Annotated in this window: 10 protein-coding genes; 5 read left to right on the forward strand and 5 right to left on the reverse strand. The window is 44.2% G+C overall.

Annotated features, from left to right (window positions below; all coding sequences use genetic code 11):
• Window positions 1-408 precede the first annotated feature (408 nt).
• The 5 genes from gltB (L4D20_RS08220) (at window position 409) to L4D20_RS08240 (ending at window position 13,194) form a co-directional block, all read left to right on the forward strand.
• A complete protein-coding gene (gltB, locus tag L4D20_RS08220) occupies window positions 409-4,956 on the forward strand; it encodes a glutamate synthase large subunit (protein ID WP_428801095.1) in 4,548 nt (1,515 codons plus the stop codon).
• Entirely contained in the window at window positions 4,956-6,425 is a 1,470-nt protein-coding gene (locus L4D20_RS08225) for a glutamate synthase subunit beta (RefSeq protein ID WP_428801096.1), read from the forward strand. The genes gltB (L4D20_RS08220) and L4D20_RS08225 overlap by 1 nt, the downstream gene beginning before the upstream one ends.
• Before the next feature lie 357 nt (window positions 6,426-6,782).
• On the forward strand, window positions 6,783-11,246 hold the full coding sequence (gene gltB, locus L4D20_RS08230; protein ID WP_428801097.1) for a glutamate synthase large subunit: 4,464 nt from the start codon (window positions 6,783-6,785) through the stop codon (window positions 11,244-11,246).
• A 21-nt stretch (window positions 11,247-11,267) separates the two neighbouring features.
• Window positions 11,268-12,680, forward strand: a complete 1,413-nt coding sequence (locus L4D20_RS08235; RefSeq protein ID WP_428801098.1) for an FAD-dependent oxidoreductase — start codon at window positions 11,268-11,270, stop codon at window positions 12,678-12,680.
• A gap of 82 nt (window positions 12,681-12,762) precedes the next feature.
• Window positions 12,763-13,194 (forward strand): DUF1499 domain-containing protein, encoded by a 432-nt coding sequence (locus tag L4D20_RS08240; protein ID WP_428801099.1) that lies wholly within the window; start codon window positions 12,763-12,765, stop codon window positions 13,192-13,194.
• A gap of 58 nt (window positions 13,195-13,252) precedes the next feature.
• On the opposite strand, the gene L4D20_RS08245 is transcribed toward L4D20_RS08240, so the two are convergent.
• The 5 genes from L4D20_RS08245 to infB form a co-directional block, all read right to left on the reverse strand.
• Window positions 13,253-14,500, reverse strand: coding sequence for a DUF1254 domain-containing protein (locus L4D20_RS08245; protein WP_428801100.1), 1,248 nt, complete (start codon window positions 14,498-14,500; stop codon window positions 13,253-13,255).
• 142 nt (window positions 14,501-14,642) lie between these two features.
• Window positions 14,643-15,554: a LysR family transcriptional regulator gene (locus L4D20_RS08250; RefSeq protein WP_428801101.1), complete on the reverse strand. Its 912-nt coding sequence runs from the start codon at window positions 15,552-15,554 to the stop codon at window positions 14,643-14,645.
• Between the two features lie 133 nt (window positions 15,555-15,687).
• Window positions 15,688-16,638, reverse strand: coding sequence for a tRNA pseudouridine(55) synthase TruB (gene truB, locus L4D20_RS08255; RefSeq protein ID WP_428801102.1), 951 nt, complete (start codon window positions 16,636-16,638; stop codon window positions 15,688-15,690).
• Window positions 16,638-17,063 (reverse strand): 30S ribosome-binding factor RbfA, encoded by a 426-nt coding sequence (gene rbfA / locus L4D20_RS08260; protein ID WP_428801103.1) that lies wholly within the window; start codon window positions 17,061-17,063, stop codon window positions 16,638-16,640. Before rbfA ends, truB begins: the two co-directional genes overlap by 1 nt.
• A 108-nt stretch (window positions 17,064-17,171) precedes the next feature.
• On the reverse strand, window positions 17,172-19,871 hold the full coding sequence (gene infB / locus L4D20_RS08265; RefSeq protein ID WP_428801104.1) for a translation initiation factor IF-2: 2,700 nt from the start codon (window positions 19,869-19,871) through the stop codon (window positions 17,172-17,174).
• Between the last annotated feature and the right edge of the window lie 20 nt (window positions 19,872-19,891).

A 19,891-nucleotide genomic window follows, 5' to 3' on the forward strand; every position in this document is an offset into this window, starting at 1 on the left:
ACATGCAGAATTATTGGCAAAAAACACTCTTGTTGCGTAAATGTTATCTATATTATGCATTTTTTAACTAAAAAAAAGCACGACGGCAGTGAGTTTTCATTGCAATCAGCCTCGACAAAATTGTAGGATACTTACACAATGCCGTATAAATTGTGATCTTTATTACAAGATTAGTTGCGGATAAATCGGTGAATCCTACCTCCCACCTATATAAATCACTGGATTGTGATTGTAAATAATTGGATTTCACCAAGGATTGTTTTTCTCGCCATATATTTCAGCGAGAGACAGAAAGGACTCAGGCCAACCACCACTGGTTGGTTAGATTCATAAAAATAAAGGAACAGACTCAACACTAAGTTGGACTTAGGCATGTTGCGTCAATATTTAACTGGAAGGATGTAATCTATGGTAGATAGAGAGCAGGAAGCGCAAGGTCTGTATACTCCAGAGCTGGAGCATGACGCTTGTGGTATCGGTTTTGTCGCTCACCTAAAAAACCGTAAATCGCACGATGTCGTTACTCAAGCGCTCGATATGCTAGCTCGTATGGAGCACCGCGGCGGTCAAGGTTGTGACCCAAGTAGTGGTGATGGCGCAGGTATTTTACTGCAAAAACCTCATGAATTTCTTTTAGAAGAAGCTGTTAAGCACAGTATTAAACTGCCTTCTTTTGAAAAGTACGGTGTCGGTGTTGTTCTATTCCCTAGAGATGAACACAAACGTGCCCAATGTAGAGATATTTTAGAACGTAACGCTCAACGACTTAATCTTGAAGTTTTGGGTTATCGTGAGCTGCCAACAGATAACTCTATGATTGGCGCTGACCCTCTTAGCACAGAACCTCAATTTGAACATGTCTTTATCTCTGGTGGTCCAGGTACAGAACCTGAAGAGCTTGAGCGTAAACTGTATGTTCTACGTAACTATACTGTTCGTGTTTGCCTAGAAAGCATCTCAAATATTGGCGATGATTTTTACATCAACTCAATGTCTTACAAGACATTAGTGTATAAAGGCCAACTAACCACAGAACAAGTACCGCAGTACTTCCTAGATCTGCAAAACCCTACGATGGTAACAGCGCTAGCACTTGTTCACTCGCGTTTCTCAACCAACACATTTCCACGTTGGCGTTTAGCTCAGCCTTTCCGTTATATTGCCCACAATGGTGAAATTAACACTGTTCGCGGTAATTTAAACTGGATGAAGGCTCGTGAAGCGATCATTGAATCAGATCTCTTTACTCAAGCTGAAATCGACATGCTGCTGCCTATCTGTCAAGAAGGTAGTTCAGATTCATCAAACTTTGATATGGCACTTGAGCTCCTAGTTCTTTCTGGTCGTAGCCTGCCACATGCATTGATGATGATGATTCCCGAAGCATGGCAAGAAAACAAAAACATGGATCCAACTCGTCGCGCGTTCTATCAATATCACGCGAACGTTATGGAACCGTGGGATGGTCCAGCCTCTGTTTGTTTCACCGATGGTGTTCAAGTAGGTGCAACGCTTGACCGTAATGGTCTTCGTCCATCTCGCTATACAGTAACTAAAGATGACTTCCTTGTAATGGCGTCTGAGTCTGGCGTTGTTGAGATTGCACCTGAGAACGTCGAGTTCCGTGGTCGTCTACAGCCAGGTCGTATCTTTGTTGCCGATTTAGAACAAGGTCGCATCATCTCTGATGAAGAAGTCAAAGATGGCATTGCCAATGGTCAGCCGTATGAGCAATGGGTTGAAGAAAACCTATTGAGCTTGAACAAGCTACCAGAAGCAACAAACCAATACAGCCAACCTTCTCCAGAAAAATTGCTTAACCGTCAACAGTCGTTTGGCGTAAGCTCTGAAGAAGTGAATGAGATCATCATCCCGCTGGTTAAAACTGCGTATGAACCTCTTTCTGCAATGGGTGCTGACTGGCCACTTGCGATTCTGTCCCATCAATCTCAGCACCTTTCAAACTACTTTAAACAGCTGTTTGCTCAAGTAACCAACCCACCGATCGACCCGATCCGTGAGCGCATGGTTATGTCTCTGAACACTTACCTAGGTAAAGATCAGAACCTACTAGCAGAAACACCTGAACACTGTCAGAAGGTTGAGCTTGAATCACCGATTCTGTCTAACTCAGAGTTAGAGAAATTGCGTGCGATTGATAACGAGCACTTACAAGCTAAAACGCTTGATATAGTTTTCCAAGCAAACGGTGATGACGGCAAGCTAGAGCGTGCTCTTAAACGTATTTGCCAATACGCTGAAGATGCTGTTATTGATGGCTACTCAATCATATTGCTAACTGACCGTGCCGTTAACTCGCACCACGCAGCTATTCCAGCGATGCTTGCTGTAGGCGCAGTACACCACCACCTAATCCGTAAAGGATTACGTGCTAAGTGTGACATCGTTGTTGAAACGGGTGATGCGCGTGAAACGCACCACTTTGCAACACTGATTGGCTATGGCGCAAACGCGATTAACCCATACCTAGTAATTGAAACGATTGTTGAATCACAGCGCACTAAGAAGCTTGATCCTTCAGCATCACCGAAAGATCTGTTCGAAAGCTACCGTAAGGGTGTGAATGGCGGACTGCTGAAAATCTTCTCTAAGATGGGTATTTCAACACTTCAGTCTTACCACGGTGCTCAAATTTTTGAAGCGCTTGGTATCAGCAAATCTGTTGTTGATAAATACTTCACTGGTACGGTTACCCGTATCGAAGGCCTAACGATTGACGATATTGCGAAAGAAGTTTTGATTCGTCACCGTCTTGGTTACCCAACTCGTGAAGTGCCAGTACAGGTTCTTGATGTGGGTGGTGTTTATCAGTGGAAACAGCGTGGTGAAAAACACCTGTTTAACCCAGAAACCATTTCACTTCTACAACAGTCTACTCGTGAGAAGAATTACTCTCAGTTTAAAGAGTATACTAGTGCTGTTGACTCACAAGGCGATAACGCGGCAACACTACGTAGCCAATTAGACTTTGTGAAAAACCCTGCGGGCTCTATTCCTGTTGAAGAAGTTGAACCAATTGAAAGCATCTTGAAGCGCTTTGCTACTGGTGCTATGTCATTTGGTTCTATCTCTTACGAAGCTCACTCAACACTTGCTGTTGCAATGAACCGTATCGGAGCAAAATCTAACTCCGGTGAAGGTGGTGAAGATCCAGCTCGTTTCGAACCTAACGCAAATGGCGATTGGGAACGTTCAGCAATCAAACAGGTTGCTTCTGGTCGCTTTGGTGTAACGTCTTACTATCTAACAAACTCTGAAGAGATTCAGATTAAGATGGCACAAGGTGCGAAACCGGGCGAAGGTGGTCAACTACCGGGTGATAAAGTCGATGATTGGATTGGTGCAACACGTCACTCAACTCCGGGCGTTGGTCTAATTTCACCACCACCACACCATGATATCTACTCAATCGAAGATCTAGCTCAGCTAATCTACGATCTGAAAAATGCAAACCGCGCTGGCCGTGTAAACGTTAAGTTAGTGTCTGAAGCGGGTGTAGGTACGATCGCATCGGGTGTTGCTAAAGCCAAAGCTGATGTTGTACTTATCGCAGGCTTTGATGGCGGTACTGGTGCATCACCAATGTCATCAATTCGCCATACGGGTCTACCTTGGGAGCTTGGTCTAGCGGAAACGCACCAAACTCTACTGAAAAACGGCTTACGTAACCGTATCGTTGTACAGTCAGATGGTCAGATGAAGACACCTCGCGATCTTGCTGTTGCTACTTTATTGGGTGCTGAAGAATGGGGCGTTGCCACAGCAGCACTCGTTGTTGAAGGTTGTATCATGATGCGTAAGTGTCATAAAAATACTTGCCCTGTTGGTATCGCAACTCAAAACAAAACACTACGTGAGCGCTTTGATGGCCGTGTAGAAGACGTTGTTACATTCTTCCAATACATGGCAGAAGGTCTACGTGAAATCATGGCTGAACTAGGTTTCCGCACTATCGAAGAGATGGTCGGCCAATCTCAGAAGCTTAAAGTTCGTGAAGACATTGCTCACTGGAAATATAAAAACCTAAATCTGACACCTGTTCTACACATTGAACCGGCTCGTGAGAATGATGGGATTTATAACCAGACACAACAAAACCATAACCTTGAAGACGTCCTTGACCGCAAACTGATTCAAGCCGCTGCTCCAGCGCTTGAGAAAGGTGAAGCCGTTAGCGCTGAATTCCCGATCATCAATACTGATCGAAGCGCAGGTACAATGCTGTCAAATGAGATTTCTAAGATCTACAAAGACAAAGGCTTACCTCAACCAATGAACGTTAAGTTCAACGGTTCTGCTGGTCAATCTTTTGGTGCTTTCCTAGCGAAAGGCGTTAACTTTGAAGTTGAAGGCGATGCGAACGACTACTGGGGTAAAGGTCTATCAGGCGGTACGCTTGTTCTTTATCCAGATACTAAGTCAACCATCGTCGCTGAAGATAATATCGTCGTAGGTAACGTATGTTTCTACGGTGCAACTTCGGGTGAATCTTATATCCGCGGTATGGCAGGTGAACGATTCTGTGTTCGTAACTCAGGCGCAAGTGTTGTTGTAGAAGGCGTTGGTGACCATGGTTGTGAATACATGACTGGTGGTGTCGCTATCATCTTAGGCTCAACAGGCCGTAACTTCGCCGCTGGTATGAGTGGTGGTGTAGCGTATGTTTGGGACAAAGATGCAGACTTCAATACTAAGCTCAACGCTGAGCTTGTTGATATCGACCCTATCGAGCAAGAAGACAAAGCTCTACTGCTAGATATGCTAACTAAACATGTGAAATTCACAGGAAGTGAAGTTGCTCAATCTTTCCTAAACAACTTTGAAGCGAACCTAGCCTCTATGGCGAAAGTGATGCCGCGTGACTACAAAGCGGTTCTTCAAAAGCGTAAAGCGATCGCTGAGCAAGCACAAACGGAACAAGTGGAGGCAGTATAATGGGTAAGCCTACTGGATTTTTAGAACATGGTCGCGAGCTTCCTAAGAAGCTCGACCCTTCTGTTCGTATTGAGAACAATAAAGAGTTTGTTCTTAACGAAGAGTTTGGTGACAAAATTGGAACTCAAGCATCTCGTTGTATGGATTGCGGTGTGCCGTTTTGTCACAGCGGTTGCCCAATTGGTAACATTATCCCTGAATTCAACGATGCTGTTTTTCGTGATAGCTGGGAAGAAGCTTGGAATATTCTAAGCTCGACAAACAACTTCCCTGAATTTACAGGTCGTGTCTGCCCTTCTCCTTGTGAAAGTGCATGTGTTCTTGGTATCAACCAAGATCCAATCACTATCTGTAACATTGAGAAGACGATTGTAGAAACCGCTTACCGTGAAGGTTATGCAAAGCCTAAAAAACCACGCTCTCGCACGGGTAAAACCGTTGCTATCATTGGCAGTGGTCCTGCTGGGCTTGCTGCTGCAGAGCAGTTAAACAGTGCTGGTCACTGCGTGACTGTTTTTGAACGTGATGAGAAGGTTGGTGGATTGCTTCGTTTCGGTATTCCTGACTTCAAACTAGGCATGGATGTCATCGACCGTAAAACAAACCTAATGGCAGAAGCTGGTGTTAAGTTTGTAGTAAATGCTCATATCGGTGTTGATATTAACGCTCAGCAATTGCGCCAAGATTTCGATGTAGTCTTGCTTACTGGTGGCTCAACGGTACCTAGAAATTTACCAATTCCTGGACGTGAGTTAACCGGCGTGCATTTTGCGATGGAATTTCTTGGTCAAAACAACCGCCGTGCCAACGACATGGATCTTAAAACAGAAGAGATTCATGCTAAAGATAAACACGTCGTGGTAATCGGTGGTGGTGATACTGGCTCTGACTGTGTGGGTACATCAAACCGTCATGGTGCAGCAAGTATTACTCAAGTTGAAATCATGCCGATTCCACCAGAGAAACGTCCGGTTAATATGCCTTGGCCGCAATACCCAATGATCATGAAGACAACCACTTCTCACGAAGAAGGCTGTGAGCGTCACTGGAATATTTTGACCAAAGAGTTTATCGGTAATGATAAAGGTGAAGTTGAAGGTCTACGTATTGCTGATATCGTTTGGCAAGATGCTAAGCCTGGTGAACGTCCTGGTTTTGAAGAAGTTGCTGGTAGTGAACGTGTGATTCCATGTGATCAAGCGTTCCTAGCAATGGGCTTCTTACATCCTGAACCGGGTGGTGTTCTAGCGCAACTCGACATTAAACTCGATGAACGTGGAAACGTGGCTAGCCAAGGTTACGCGACCAATCAAAAAGGTGTCTTTGCCGCTGGTGATATGCGTACGGGCCAATCTCTGGTTGTTCGTTGTATTAACGAAGGCCGTGAGTGTGCCATTGCGATTGATAAATACCTACTTGGTAACTCAAACTTAGAAGCTAAAGCGGATTCATTAATGCTTTCTAACTAAAATCATGCGTTAAACTCAATACGAGTTACCATCTAAAGCCAGCATTGATTGCTGGCTTTTTTATTTCCTCCCCCTTTAGGTTTATGTTACTAAAATGTAAAATCACAAACCCTATCCTCATGAATATACATGATATTTCAGAGTATTAAGCGGTAAATCGCAGTGCAACATGATAACCATCCAAGAACTTGACCTTTTTTATAATAACCTATACTTTGTGAATTCATTGATATCAAAGTTAATGAAAATTGTTAAATCAAAAAGGTATTTTGTCGCATAACTAAGCAAATATAATAACAATAACGAATAGTTAGTCATTTACTGTCTGGATGACAGAGAAGCAAAGGGAGAATTGCAATGGCTTTATATGATCCAAGTCTTGAGAAAGATAACTGTGGGTTTGGCCTAATCGCGCATATGGAAGGCGAACCAAGCCACAAACTAGTACGCACCGCCATTTCAGCACTTGACCGAATGACACACCGAGGCGGTATCGCAGCCGATGGCAAAACTGGAGATGGTTGCGGTCTACTACTACAAAAGCCCGACAGTTACTTACGTCTCATTGCCGAAGAACTCGGTTTCAAGCTAAGCCGTCAATACGCTGTTGGTATGATCTTTTTTAGCCAAGACAGTGCTAAAGCTCAACGAGCGCAAGAAATAATTAACAGTGAACTGGCAAAAGAGACACTCACCGTTGCCGGTTGGCGAAATGTTCCAACTAATTCCGATGTCCTTGGCCCTATCGCTGTAGACTCACTGCCCAATATCCAACAAGTCTTTGTATCAGCCCCTGCAGGTTGGCGTGAACGAGATATCGAAAGACGTCTATACATTGCACGTCGACGCATCGAGAAGCAGATCCTCGACGATAACGAATTTTATATCTGTAGCCTATCAACTCAAGTCATGGTGTATAAAGGCTTGTGCATGCCTGCGGACCTTCCAAGGTTCTACCTTGATCTTGCTGATCTCAGAATGGAGTCGGCGATCTGTCTATTCCACCAACGATTTTCAACCAATACCCAGCCACGTTGGCCATTGGCTCAACCTTTCCGTTACTTAGCGCACAATGGTGAAATAAACACCATCGAAGGCAACCGTCAATGGGCCAAAGCTCGAGCTTATAAATTTGCGTCGCCGCTACTGCCCGATCTTCAAACTGCGGCACCTTTTGTTAATGAGACAGGCTCCGATTCATCAAGCCTCGATAACATGTTAGATCTCTTCTTAGCTGGCGGAATGGACGTCTTTAGGGCGATGCGCATGCTCGTACCGCCCGCATGGCAAAACCACCCAGACATGGATCCTGAGCTTCGTGCCTTCTATGATTTCAACTCAAAGCATATGGAACCATGGGATGGACCCGCTGGGATTGTACTATCGGATGGACGGTATGCAGCTTGTAATCTCGATCGTAACGGCCTGCGTCCTGCCCGATATGTGATAACCAAAGATAAGCTAATTACGTTAGCCTCAGAAGTTGGGATCTGGGATTACGCGCCAGATGAAGTCGCAGAAAAAGGCCGAGTGGGACCGGGAGAATTACTGGTTATCGACACCAGAAAAGGGAAGCTATGGCAATCCAGTGAGATCGATAATGATCTAAAAACCCGCCACCCTTACAAGAACTGGATGGAAGAGAATGTACATCGATTAACACCTTTTTCTCAGCTTCCTGACGATCAAGTTGGAAAGCGAACACTAGACGAAGATCAGCTTAAAACTTATCAAAAACAGTTTGCGATGAGTAACGAAGAAGTGGATCAAGTATTACGTGTTCTTGGCGATATGGGACAAGAAGCAACAGGCTCAATGGGTGACGATACGCCAATGGCGGTACTTTCATCCAAAGCTCGCCTTGTTACTGACTATTTCCGTCAAAAGTTTGCACAGGTAACCAATCCACCTATCGACCCATTGCGTGAAAAGCACGTTATGTCTCTGGCAACCAGCATAGGCCAAGAGATGAACGTATTTTGTGAAACAGATGGGCATGCTCACCGTGTGAGTTTTGCATCCCCTGTTCTACTCTACTCAGACATGCAACAGTTACTTAATCTTGACAGTAAATATTACCAGAACACTGTATTAGATATTAATTACAACCCTGAGAAGACTGATTTAAAACAGGCGCTTCTTTCGCTTTGTGATGCTAGCGTCAACGCGGTTAAGCAAGGAAGTGTTCTGATTGTATTATCAGATAGAGCCTTAGTAAAAGGAACACTTCCTATACCAGCAGCAATGGCAGTAGGTGCGGTTCAAACTCGATTAGCCAATGAAAACCTTCGCTGTGATGCCAATATTATTGTTGAATCAGGAGCGATACGTGATCCCCACCAATTCGCAGTACTTTTAGGATTTGGTGCCACTGCAATTTACCCATACCTTGCTTATGAATCACTGGGTAAAATTGTCGATGATGGTGGCATTGATAAAAGCTATCGCGATGTGATGCAGAACTATCAGAATGGCATCAACAAAGGGTTATTCAAAATCATGTCGAAGATGGGGATCTCAACGATCGCCTCTTACCGTTGTTCACAGCTATTCGAAGCCGTCGGTCTTCATCAAGATATCGTAGAGCTCTGTTTCAAAGGCGTTGCTTCACGAATCCAAGGAGCGAACTTTGAAGACTTCCAACAAGATCTTTTCAATTTATCTCGTAAAGCTTGGGCTAAACGCAAACCAATTGATCACGGTGGATTGTTAAAATACGTCCATGATGGTGAGTTCCACGCCTATAACCCAGATGTCGTCAGCACACTGCAACAAGCAGTAAAAACAGGCGAATCAGCTGATTATCAGCAATACGCTAATCAGGTCAACGAGCGCCCTGCGGCAATGCTGCGTGACTTAATGGAACTGAATAAATCAGATAAGCCGTTAGCGTTAGAAAAAGTAGAACCCGCTAGTGAGTTATTTAAGCGCTTCGATTCGGCTGCAATGTCCATTGGTGCCCTTAGCCCTGAAGCTCATGAAGCCTTAGCCATGGCGATGAATAAACTGGGTGGCTATTCAAACTCTGGTGAAGGTGGTGAGGACCCTCGTCGATTTGGTACTGACCGAAACTCTCGAATCAAACAAATAGCTTCGGGCCGTTTTGGTGTGACACCTCACTACTTAACCAATGCTGATGTATTGCAAATTAAAGTCGCACAAGGAGCAAAACCCGGTGAAGGTGGTCAGCTTCCAGGGCATAAGGTCACCGCAGAGATAGCCAAACTTCGCTATTCAGTGCAAGGGGTGACACTCATCTCTCCTCCGCCTCATCACGACATTTATTCGATTGAAGATCTCGCTCAGCTGATTTTCGATTTGAAGCAAGTTAATCCTAAAGCCCTGATCTCTGTAAAACTTGTTTCTGAACCTGGTGTCGGCACTATTGCTACGGGCGTCGCTAAAGCATACGCCGACTTAATCACTATATCAGGCTACGATGGCGGCACTGCTGCGAGTCCATTAACCTCGGTAAAATATGCGGGATGTCCATGGGAGCTTGGTCTTGCAGAAACGCAGCAAGCACTGGTTGCAAATGGGCTACGACATAAGATCCGATTACAAGTCGATGGCGGTCTTAAGACTGGTCTTGATGTCATCAAAGGCGCCATTTTAGGTGCTGAAAGTTTTGGTTTTGGTACCGCACCTATGGTCGCTCTCGGGTGTAAGTTCTTACGTATCTGCCATCTAAACAACTGCGCAACCGGTGTTGCAACGCAAGATGAAACCCTACGTAAAGAGTACTTCAAAGGGTTACCCGATATGGTGGTTAACTACTTTACGGGCCTTGCTGAAGAAGTTCGAGTTCATCTCGCAGAACTCGGCGTTGAGAAGCTAACCGATTTAATTGGGCGAACTGATTTACTCGATGCTGTTTCAGGTCTAACAGCCAAACAGAATAAACTCGATCTTTCTAATATTTTAGAGAAACCAGTTTCACCACAAGATCACCCACTCTTTTGGACAGAACCAAACTCTCCATTTGATAAGGCACAACTCAATCAAAAGATCGTTGAGGATGCCAAAACAGCGATTGAATCTAAACAGCCACTCAACCTTTATTACGACGTGATCAATACCGATCGCTCTATCGGTGCAAGTCTGTCTGGTGAAGTCGCCAAACGTTACGGTAATCAAGGCGTAGCAACCTCACCAATCAAACTCAACCTAAACGGGACCGCAGGGCAATCCTTTGGCGTTTGGAACGCAGGAGGCATTGAGCTTTACCTCACCGGTGATGCCAACGATTATGTAGGTAAAGGTATGGCAGGCGGCAAGATCGTGATTAAGCCTCATACAGGAACAACGTTTGTTTGTAATGAAGCCACCATCATTGGGAATACCTGTTTGTATGGCGCAACTGGAGGGAAACTCTTTGCTGCTGGTACCGCTGGTGAACGATTTGGTGTACGTAACTCCGGAACTATTTCAGTTATTGAAGGTGCGGGTGATAACGCTTGTGAGTACATGACCGGAGGCATTATTGCGATCCTCGGTGCGACGGGCGTTAACTTTGGCGCAGGAATGACTGGCGGTTTTGCGTACGTTATGGATAAAAATAGTGACTTTGAAGGTCGCGTCAATAACGAGTCTGTTGAGGCTATATCTCTATCCGATCTCTATATCCATCAAGAGCACTTAAGAGGGCTTATTGCAGAGCACTTAGAAGAGACAGGATCAACCCACGCTGAAAATATATTGGCGAACTTCGATGCATGGATTCCTAAGTTCTACCTAGTGAAACCATTAGCTGCAGATCTAAACACTCTGCTTGGTCACCAAAGTCGTAGCGCCGCTGAACTTCGCGTTCAGGCACAATAAGAGTAGGAAGGAGCCTAAATTATGAGCCAGAATGTTTATCAATTTATCGATGTTAGCCGCGTTGACCCTGCGAAAAAGCCAATCAAGATTCGTAAGATCGAATTTATCGAGATTTACGAACCTTTCACTAAGCAGCAAGCAAAAGCACAAGCTGATCGCTGTTTAGATTGTGGTAATCCATATTGTGAATGGAAATGCCCTGTTCACAATTACATTCCTCAATGGCTAAAGCTTGCCAATGAAGGTCGAATTATAGAAGCTGCAGAGCTTTCTCATCAAACAAACAGTCTTCCTGAAGTCTGTGGCCGAGTTTGTCCACAAGACAGGTTATGTGAAGGCTCATGTACCCTTAATGACGAGTTTGGTGCAGTCACCATTGGTAATGTTGAAAAGTACATCACAGACAAAGCATTTGAAATGGGCTGGAAGCCTGATATGTCAAATGTTGAATGGACAGATAAAAAGGTCGCGATTATCGGGGCCGGACCTGCTGGCTTAGCCGCAGCTGATATATTAGTTCGAAATGGCGTCAAGCCTGTTGTCTTTGACCGCTACCCTGAGATTGGCGGCCTTCTTACGTTTGGTATTCCCTCTTTCAAGTTAGAAAAAGGGGTAATGAAAAATCGACGTCGTATCTTTAGTGACATGGGCGTTGAATTTCAAATGAATACCGAGGTTGGTAAGGACATTCAACTACAACAGTTAGTGGATGAGTATGATGCCGTATTCCTGGGTGTTGGTACCTATAAAAATATGCGAGCAGGCTTAGCTAACGAAGATGCTTCTGGAGTATTTGACGCTCTACCATTTTTAATTTCAAACACCTACAAAGTGATGGAACTAGACAGCCCAGAACCTTTGATTGATATGGCAGATAAGAAAGTGATCGTTCTAGGCGGTGGTGACACCGCTATGGACTGTGTCCGAACTTCTATCCGACAAGGTGCAAAAGATGTTATTTGTGCCTATCGTCGTGATGAAGCAAATATGCCGGGATCTCGTCGTGAAGTGAAGAATGCAAAAGAGGAAGGCGTGAACTTTATGTTTAACCTTCAGCCTCTAGGTATTGAAGTAAATTCAAACGGCGAAGTGAGTGGCATTAAAGTGGTCAAAACCGCTTTAGGTGAACCCGATGATGCTGGTCGTCGTCGCCCAGAGCCCGTTGCTAATAGTGAACATACACTCGAAGCTGATGCCGTAATTATGGCGTTTGGTTTCCAGCCTCATGCAATGGAATGGCTAAAACCTTTCGGCGTGGACCTCGATGAGTGGGGGCGTATAAAAGCACCTTCTCAGCAAGAGTTCATGTATCAAACCAGTAATAAGAAGATCTTCGCTGGCGGAGATGCAGTTCGAGGATCCGATCTTGTTGTAACCGCTATTGATGAAGGGCGCAAAGCTGCGGAAGGAATCTTAGACTTTCTTGATTTATAAGTTTTAACGGCAATACTATAAAGGATTCGATATCGGATCCTTTATTTTTTGTTGCTACCCAACAACTTATTGGACTCACTCTATGTCACGCGCAACCATTACTGTGTTATTTAGCTCCCTCCTTCTATCGGCATGTAGCCAAGGAGCTAAAAGTTTCAATGATCGTACAGCACTACCTTGTGGGGAAAGCCCCAATTGCGTCTCTACTGAGGATACTCGAGAGCAGCATCACCTCATCGCCTTTCAGCTAAAAAGCAAAGCAAATATCGAAGAAATAGAACAAGTTGCCCTACAAATGTCGGGGGCTAAAACGGCAACGAAAGAAGGTAATTACCTCAGAATTGAATACACATCTAAAATACTAAGGTTTGTTGATGATTTGGAGCTAAAAGTCGAAGGCTCGAAGCTCATCGTTCGTTCTGAATCTCGGGTCGGTTATTCAGATTTTGGGGTTAATAGAAAGCGAGCCGATCAATTGAGGACGATGCTCGATTCTGCTCAATTACTTAAATAATCACTCAGTAAGAAATGAAAGGCGATTAAAGACCGCCTTTCACAGAGGTTAGCTCAATTTAGAATGACTGTTTAGGAACAAAAACATTCTCGAGTGGTGTTCCGCCATAAAGCAATGTTTGAGCCGTGTTGCCCTTAAGCCCACTCTGAGGATCGTAGTAGCGTACGATGAAGTAATATTGCTCACCATCAACAACCGGCATCCAGTACGTACCGTCTTTTGGATCATCTGTACTGAACGTAATCGTTACATTACCGTCCGCATCCGGGGTTGTATTACCACCTGCGAATACTTGACGATTGCTTCCACCGATAGTATCAGGGTCTAGAGGCAAACGTGTCGCTGATTTATAACGAGTAATAGACCAAAACTCGCCAACGGCTTGCTCATGCGGCATTGTGAATACAAATGCCTCTGAACCATTTAGAGGCAGGCCTTGTGGAGTTACTGGAATATTTTCATAGTATGCATGTGCCGCGGGGAACCCTAAGTGCCCTAAATGTGTCACTGCCGCACGGATTAAATTGATACTATCGTGGTCTGCATCTGGATGGTCAGGGGTTTCGAATCCGCTGCTGTTGTTGGTGATCACCCCTGTCAATAATTTCTCTGTCACATACTCAGCCGTTTGTACGTAGCGATCATAATCGAAATTATTCACAGCCCCTTGTAGTTCATCAGCCGTCTCAGCCCATCCGTCATGATTATCTATTGCAAGTTGGATTACCGCTTTCGTATCTTTGCGGTCGGGTAGGTCAAATTCTTTCGACTTTTCTGAGATGTCCAATTTAAGTTGATGGCGATTTTCGTTCGCATAGCCATCGTCTCTATACTCAAATGTTTGTGTACGTACAAATAAAAAGGTCAGGTCCTCGTGGACTTCAATTATATCGGTGAACTCTCCGTCCGGTATATCATAATCAGCTCCTGCTCTAGTGATTAGGAATTGACCACCTTCTCGAGGGGTGGTTTCTGCATACACCGTGAAATGCTCTGAATCAACGATTTGTAATGAAGCATATCGGTCATCACGTATAGGCGTGGTTAATATAGCGGGCCCTCGGCTGACATCAACCATAGCTTTAGAGTAGAGGTGGTCTAATGCTGGCGTGATGACAAAGTAAGTATGATCCGAAATTGGTGGATGGTCCCACTGGTTGATACCAAACTCTTCAATATGAGCGATCATATTTTCAGCGTGGTGATAAACCCTTAAGCCTGTGAAATCTTCATTGGTGAATGTGTCTTGAGCATTAATGCTCAAACTGCACAATGCCAAGGTAGCTGCAATAATTTGTTTTTTCATTTTATAATCTCCGCAGTAATACGTAACTAGCCTGCGGTTAAGATAATGCACAAAAGTGCATATTTTGAAATGAAAATAAAGACTTCCAGATATAACCCATAACGATAACTAAAACTATATTGACCTCAGACTGACGCGATCATCATGAAAACATGAATCGTAACTCGTTTGATAGCCAATGTATTAATGGTGTATTTACACTTCTAGTCGCTATAAATGTACCTACATCACTGCCTATTTGCTCATCCTTGTGTCCAGAGTAAAATTGAACACCCTCTGGTAGTTTGACACCAGGTAAATCAGCATAGGGTAACAATAGGTCGCTTTCTTTTACAGCATCAAGGCAGATGTTTAGCTGATCAGCCTTAAGCTCGACCTTAGGCGTTATCCCAATAGCCAAGAGCTTTCGTTCAATCAGATTCTTATCCGTTGCAAAATCGGGTTGCTCTAAAAGTGCTAAAGGGTATGCTCCAATATCCTCTAAGCGTCCTTTCGATTGAAAGATAGGATGGCCGACACGGCATATCAGCTTAAATTGAGCATAGCTTAGCTTCTTCTGACTCAGTGCTTTGGATACCTCTAATGGGTAGTAGTTTATCCCTAAATGAATCTTGCCGACTTTTAAGTCATGTTCTGTATTCTCTCCCCAATTGACCAACCGAATGGTCGCATTAGGTATTGTTTCCCTAAGATGAGCATAAACTTTATGAGCGATGGGCTGATATAAAGAGGTACTTATCGCAATGCATATTTCATCAGTGTAATTAGAAATATCAAATTGCTCAGCATGGGAAAATATATCATCTAATACGTCGAACGCGAGCGGCAACTTTCTAAGTACTTCTTTACCAAATGGTGTTGGCTCTATGCCATACTGCTTTCGGGTGAAAATTTCATCACCACAATAATCTCGCATCTTTTTCAACCCCTTACTTACAGCAGGTTGAGATATGAACATTCTTTCGGCGGTGCGTTTAGTATTTAGCTCTTCACCTAATATTTTTAATAACTTAAGTGAATTAAAATCTAAGTTTCGCAACTGCTTATCATTCATGGTCATCATTCTCTACAATGCAATTGGTAATGATCATAGCGAGATTTAGTGTAGAGAGCGAATATGGAAGTGAGATCTCAATAACAAAAAGCCGAAGTTATACTCCGGCTTCATATAATTTAGCAATTAATGCTTAATTTTGTTCTTCATCTTGGAAAACAACAAGGCGCTTTGGTGCGACTCTTCCGTCATCATCAATCGTAGCAACGCCAAGAAATAATTTCTCTTCACCACTAGTCATGCGAACCGTTCCTTCAGTAGGTGCCCCAGCAATTTGCACTGGCATACCGTGTTGAACAAGGTCCATCAATTCAGCATTCATGTTCACTTCAGGAAGATCTTCTACCGCGGTATCCATAGGCATTAGCAAAGGATCCAGAAGCTCTCTAGGAGCCACTTCATCACGTTCCGCTTGCTCTAACAGTTCGTTCAACTGTTCAAGAGTCACCATTTTCTCATATGGATACTTTGCAACGCCAGTACGACGGAGATAGGTTACGTGAGCACCACAACCTAACATTTCACCAAGATCATCAGTAATAGTGCGAATGTAAGTCCCTTTAGAGCAGTGGACTTCCATTTCAATCTCGTCACCTTCAAAACGCAGCAGCTCGATAGAGTAAACCGTGATCTTACGTGATTCACGTGGAACCTCGATGCCTTCACGTGCATATTCATAAAGCGGACGGCCTTGGTGCTTCAATGCAGAAAACATAGAAGGAACTTGGTCCGTTTCACCTTTAAAGCTTGCTACGCAGCGTTCTAGTTGCTCTTGTGTGACATTAATGTCGCGAGTCTCGACAATTTCACCATCAGAGTCAGAAGTGTTTGTTCTCTCACCAAGCTTCGCTTTAACGACATAACGTTTATCTGAATCTAACAAGAACTGAGAAAACTTAGTCGCTTCACCTAAGCAGATTGGCAACATACCTGTCGCTAATGGGTCAAGTGCGCCGGTATGACCCGCTTTTTGAGCAAAGTAGATTCGCTTAACTTTTTGCAAAGCATCGTTAGAAGAAATACCGGTCGGCTTATCTAATAAGATAACCCCATTGACTGGACGACCCTTACGACGGCGAGCCATTACTTGCCTTCCTCTTCAGAACCGTTTTGATCCTGTTCTTCTTCGCGACCAGATTCAATCTGCTTACGCTTGTCTTCAGTTAGTATTTCACTAACTAGGTTCGACATACGCATACCTTCAACTAAAGTATCGTCATAAGTAAAACGAACTTCAGGTGTTAGGCGGTGACGAATACGCTTACCTAGCGCCATGCGAACAGGAACTTCGTGCTCTTTTAGTGCAGCAAGACAGCTCTCTGGCGTTTGTTCACCAACACATAAAAAAGTAACGAATACTTTTGCGTAAGCAAGATCTCTTGATACTTCAACATCAGAGATGGTAACCATCCCTAAGCGAGAATCACGAACTTCACGCTGTAGAATAATCGCGAGTTCTTTTTGTAATTGCTGCGACACGCGTTGTGTGCGGCTAAATTCTTTTGACATAATCATTTCTCATAAATAGAAAGAATGGGGGGATGGCCAAAGCCAGCCCCCCATGGTGCATTCAACAACCGATTACCTTGCCTTTATAAGGCGGGTAACTTTTATCAATTAGTCGAGTGTACGTTTAATTTCAACGATTTCGAATACTTCGATTTGGTCACCAGCGCGAACATCATTGTAGTTCTTAACGCCGATACCACATTCGTAGCCATTCTTAACTTCTTGAACGTCATCTTTAAAGCGACGAAGTGATTCTAGCTCACCTTCGTAAATAACAACGTTTTCGCGTAGTACGCGGATTGGGTTGCTACGCTTAATGATGCCTTCAGTAACCATACAACCAGCGATTGCGCCCAGTTTAGGTGACTTAAACACGTCACGTACTTCAGCAAGACCAATGATCTCTTGTCTGAATTCTGGAGCAAGCATGCCGCCCATTGCTTGTTTAACTTCATCAATCAATTGGTAAATGATTGAGTAGTAACGAAGATCTAGGTTTTCGTTATCAACAGTACGACGAGCAGTTGCATCAGCACGTACGTTGAAGCCTAGGATGATAGCGTTTGAAGCTGCTGCAAGTGTTGCATCAGTCTCAGTAATACCACCAACACCAGAACCTACGATGTTCACTTTAACTTCGTCAGTAGACAGTTTAAGTAGTGAATCAGAAATCGCTTCAACCGAACCTTGAACGTCACCTTTCAGTACAACGTTAAGTTCTGCAACTTCACCAGCTTCCATGTTAGAGAACATGTTTTCTAGTTTAGATTTCTGTTGACGAGCAAGTTTCACATCACGGAATTTACCTTGACGGTAGTTTGCTACTTCACGAGCTTTACGCTCATCACGTACAACTGTCGCTTCGTCACCAGATGATGGAACACCAGATAGACCGATGATTTCAACAGGGATAGAAGGACCAGCTTCAAGGATCTCTTTACCATTCTCATCGCGCATTGCACGAACACGGCCGTATTCTTGACCACAAAGAAGGATGTCACCTTTGTTAAGCGTACCAGATTGAACAAGTACAGTTGCAACAGGACCGCGACCTTTATCAAGACGAGATTCAACTACAACACCAGACGCCATGCCTTCTCTAACAGCAGTAAGTTCAAGAACTTCAGACTGTAGAAGTATAGTTTCTAGTAGACCATCGATGTTAGTACCTTGCTTAGCAGAGATGTGAACGAACATGTTCTCACCGCCCCACTCTTCAGGGATAACGTCGTATTGAGCTAGCTCATTCTTAACGTTGTCTGGGTTAGCATCTTCTTTATCGATTTTGTTAACTGCGATAATTAGAGGTACGCCAGCTGCTTTTGCGTGTTGAATCGCTTCAACTGTCTGTGGCATAACACCATCATCTGCAGCTACAACTAGAACAACGATATCTGTCGCTTGAGCACCACGAGCACGCATAGCAGTAAACGCCGCGTGTCCAGGAGTATCAAGGAAAGTGATCATACCGTTGTCAGTTTCAACGTGGTATGCACCGATGTGTTGTGTAATGCCACCCGCTTCTGCGTCAGCAACGTGTGCTTTACGGATGTAATCCAGTGTAGATGTTTTACCGTGGTCAACGTGACCCATGATAGTAACAACTGGAGCACGACCTTCTACTGCTGCATCGTTATCACGATCAGATAGTACGGCTTCTTCAAGTTCATTCTCTTTACGTAGAATAACCTTGTGACCCATTTCTTCAGCAACAAGTGCTGCAGTTTCTTGGTCAATAACTTGGTTAATGGTCGCCATAGCGCCCATTTTCATCATCACTTTGATGACTTCTGTGCCTTTCACTGACATTTTGCTTGCCAGTTCAGATACTACGATAGTCTCGCCGATAGCAACGTCAGATTTAGCAACTGTTGCTGTCTTATCAAAGCCATGTTGCATTGAAGTTGGTTTAGCCAGCTTACCTTTATTACGACCACCGCGGCCGCCACGTTGGTTACGACCACCGTTGCGATCTTGAGTAGCAGCTGGTTTTTTCTTCTTCTTGCGACGGTTTGTACCAGCACCTTCTTCTTTACGGTCCGCAGCGTCTTCAGCTTCACGAGCGTAAGTAGAAGTAGTGATATGGTAATCAGCCGTTTTCTCTTGTTCTTTCTTCTTCTTCTCTTCTTCAGTCCAGCGGTCTTGGTTCTCTTCCGCTAGCTTACGAGCTTCTTCAACAAGCTTGGCAGCTTCTTGCTCAGCTTTACGTTGAGCTTCTTGCTCTTGACGAAGTTTCAGTTCATCAGATTCTTTCTTAGCTTGCGTATTAACGTCAGCATTTTTTGCATTCATGTCTTTTTTAGCCTTTTCAGCTTGTACACGCTGAGCCTTTTCTTCTGCACCACGTTTTGCATCCGCTTCACGTTTTGCTTTATCTTCGGCTTCGCGTTTTGCTTTATCTGCAGCATCACGTTTTGCTAGTTCATCCGCTTCGCGTTTCGCTAGCTCTTCCGCTTCACGTTTTGCTGCTTCCTCAGCCTCACGTTTCGCTTCGTCATCTACTGTGCTGCGCTTCACATAAGTACGCTTCTTACGCACTTCTACTTGAACATCTTTACTCTTACCACCACTTGCTGAAACACTTAGTGTACTGCGAGTTTTTCTCTGTAGTGTTAAGCGAGTAGGCTCAGTTTCGCCTGATGTATCACCGTGTTCTTTTTTCAGGTGAACAAGAAGCTTCTGCTTTTCGTCATCTGATACTTGATCGCCGCTTGCTTTAGTCATGCCTGCGTCAGCAAGTTGTTCAACTAAGCGGTCAACTGGCGTACCAATCTCTTCACTTAATGCTTTTACTGTTAGTTGCGTCATTCCGCTACCTCCTTGCTGAA

Source organism: Vibrio kyushuensis, from assembly GCF_050337325.1.
GTDB lineage: Bacteria > Pseudomonadota > Gammaproteobacteria > Enterobacterales > Vibrionaceae > Vibrio > Vibrio kyushuensis.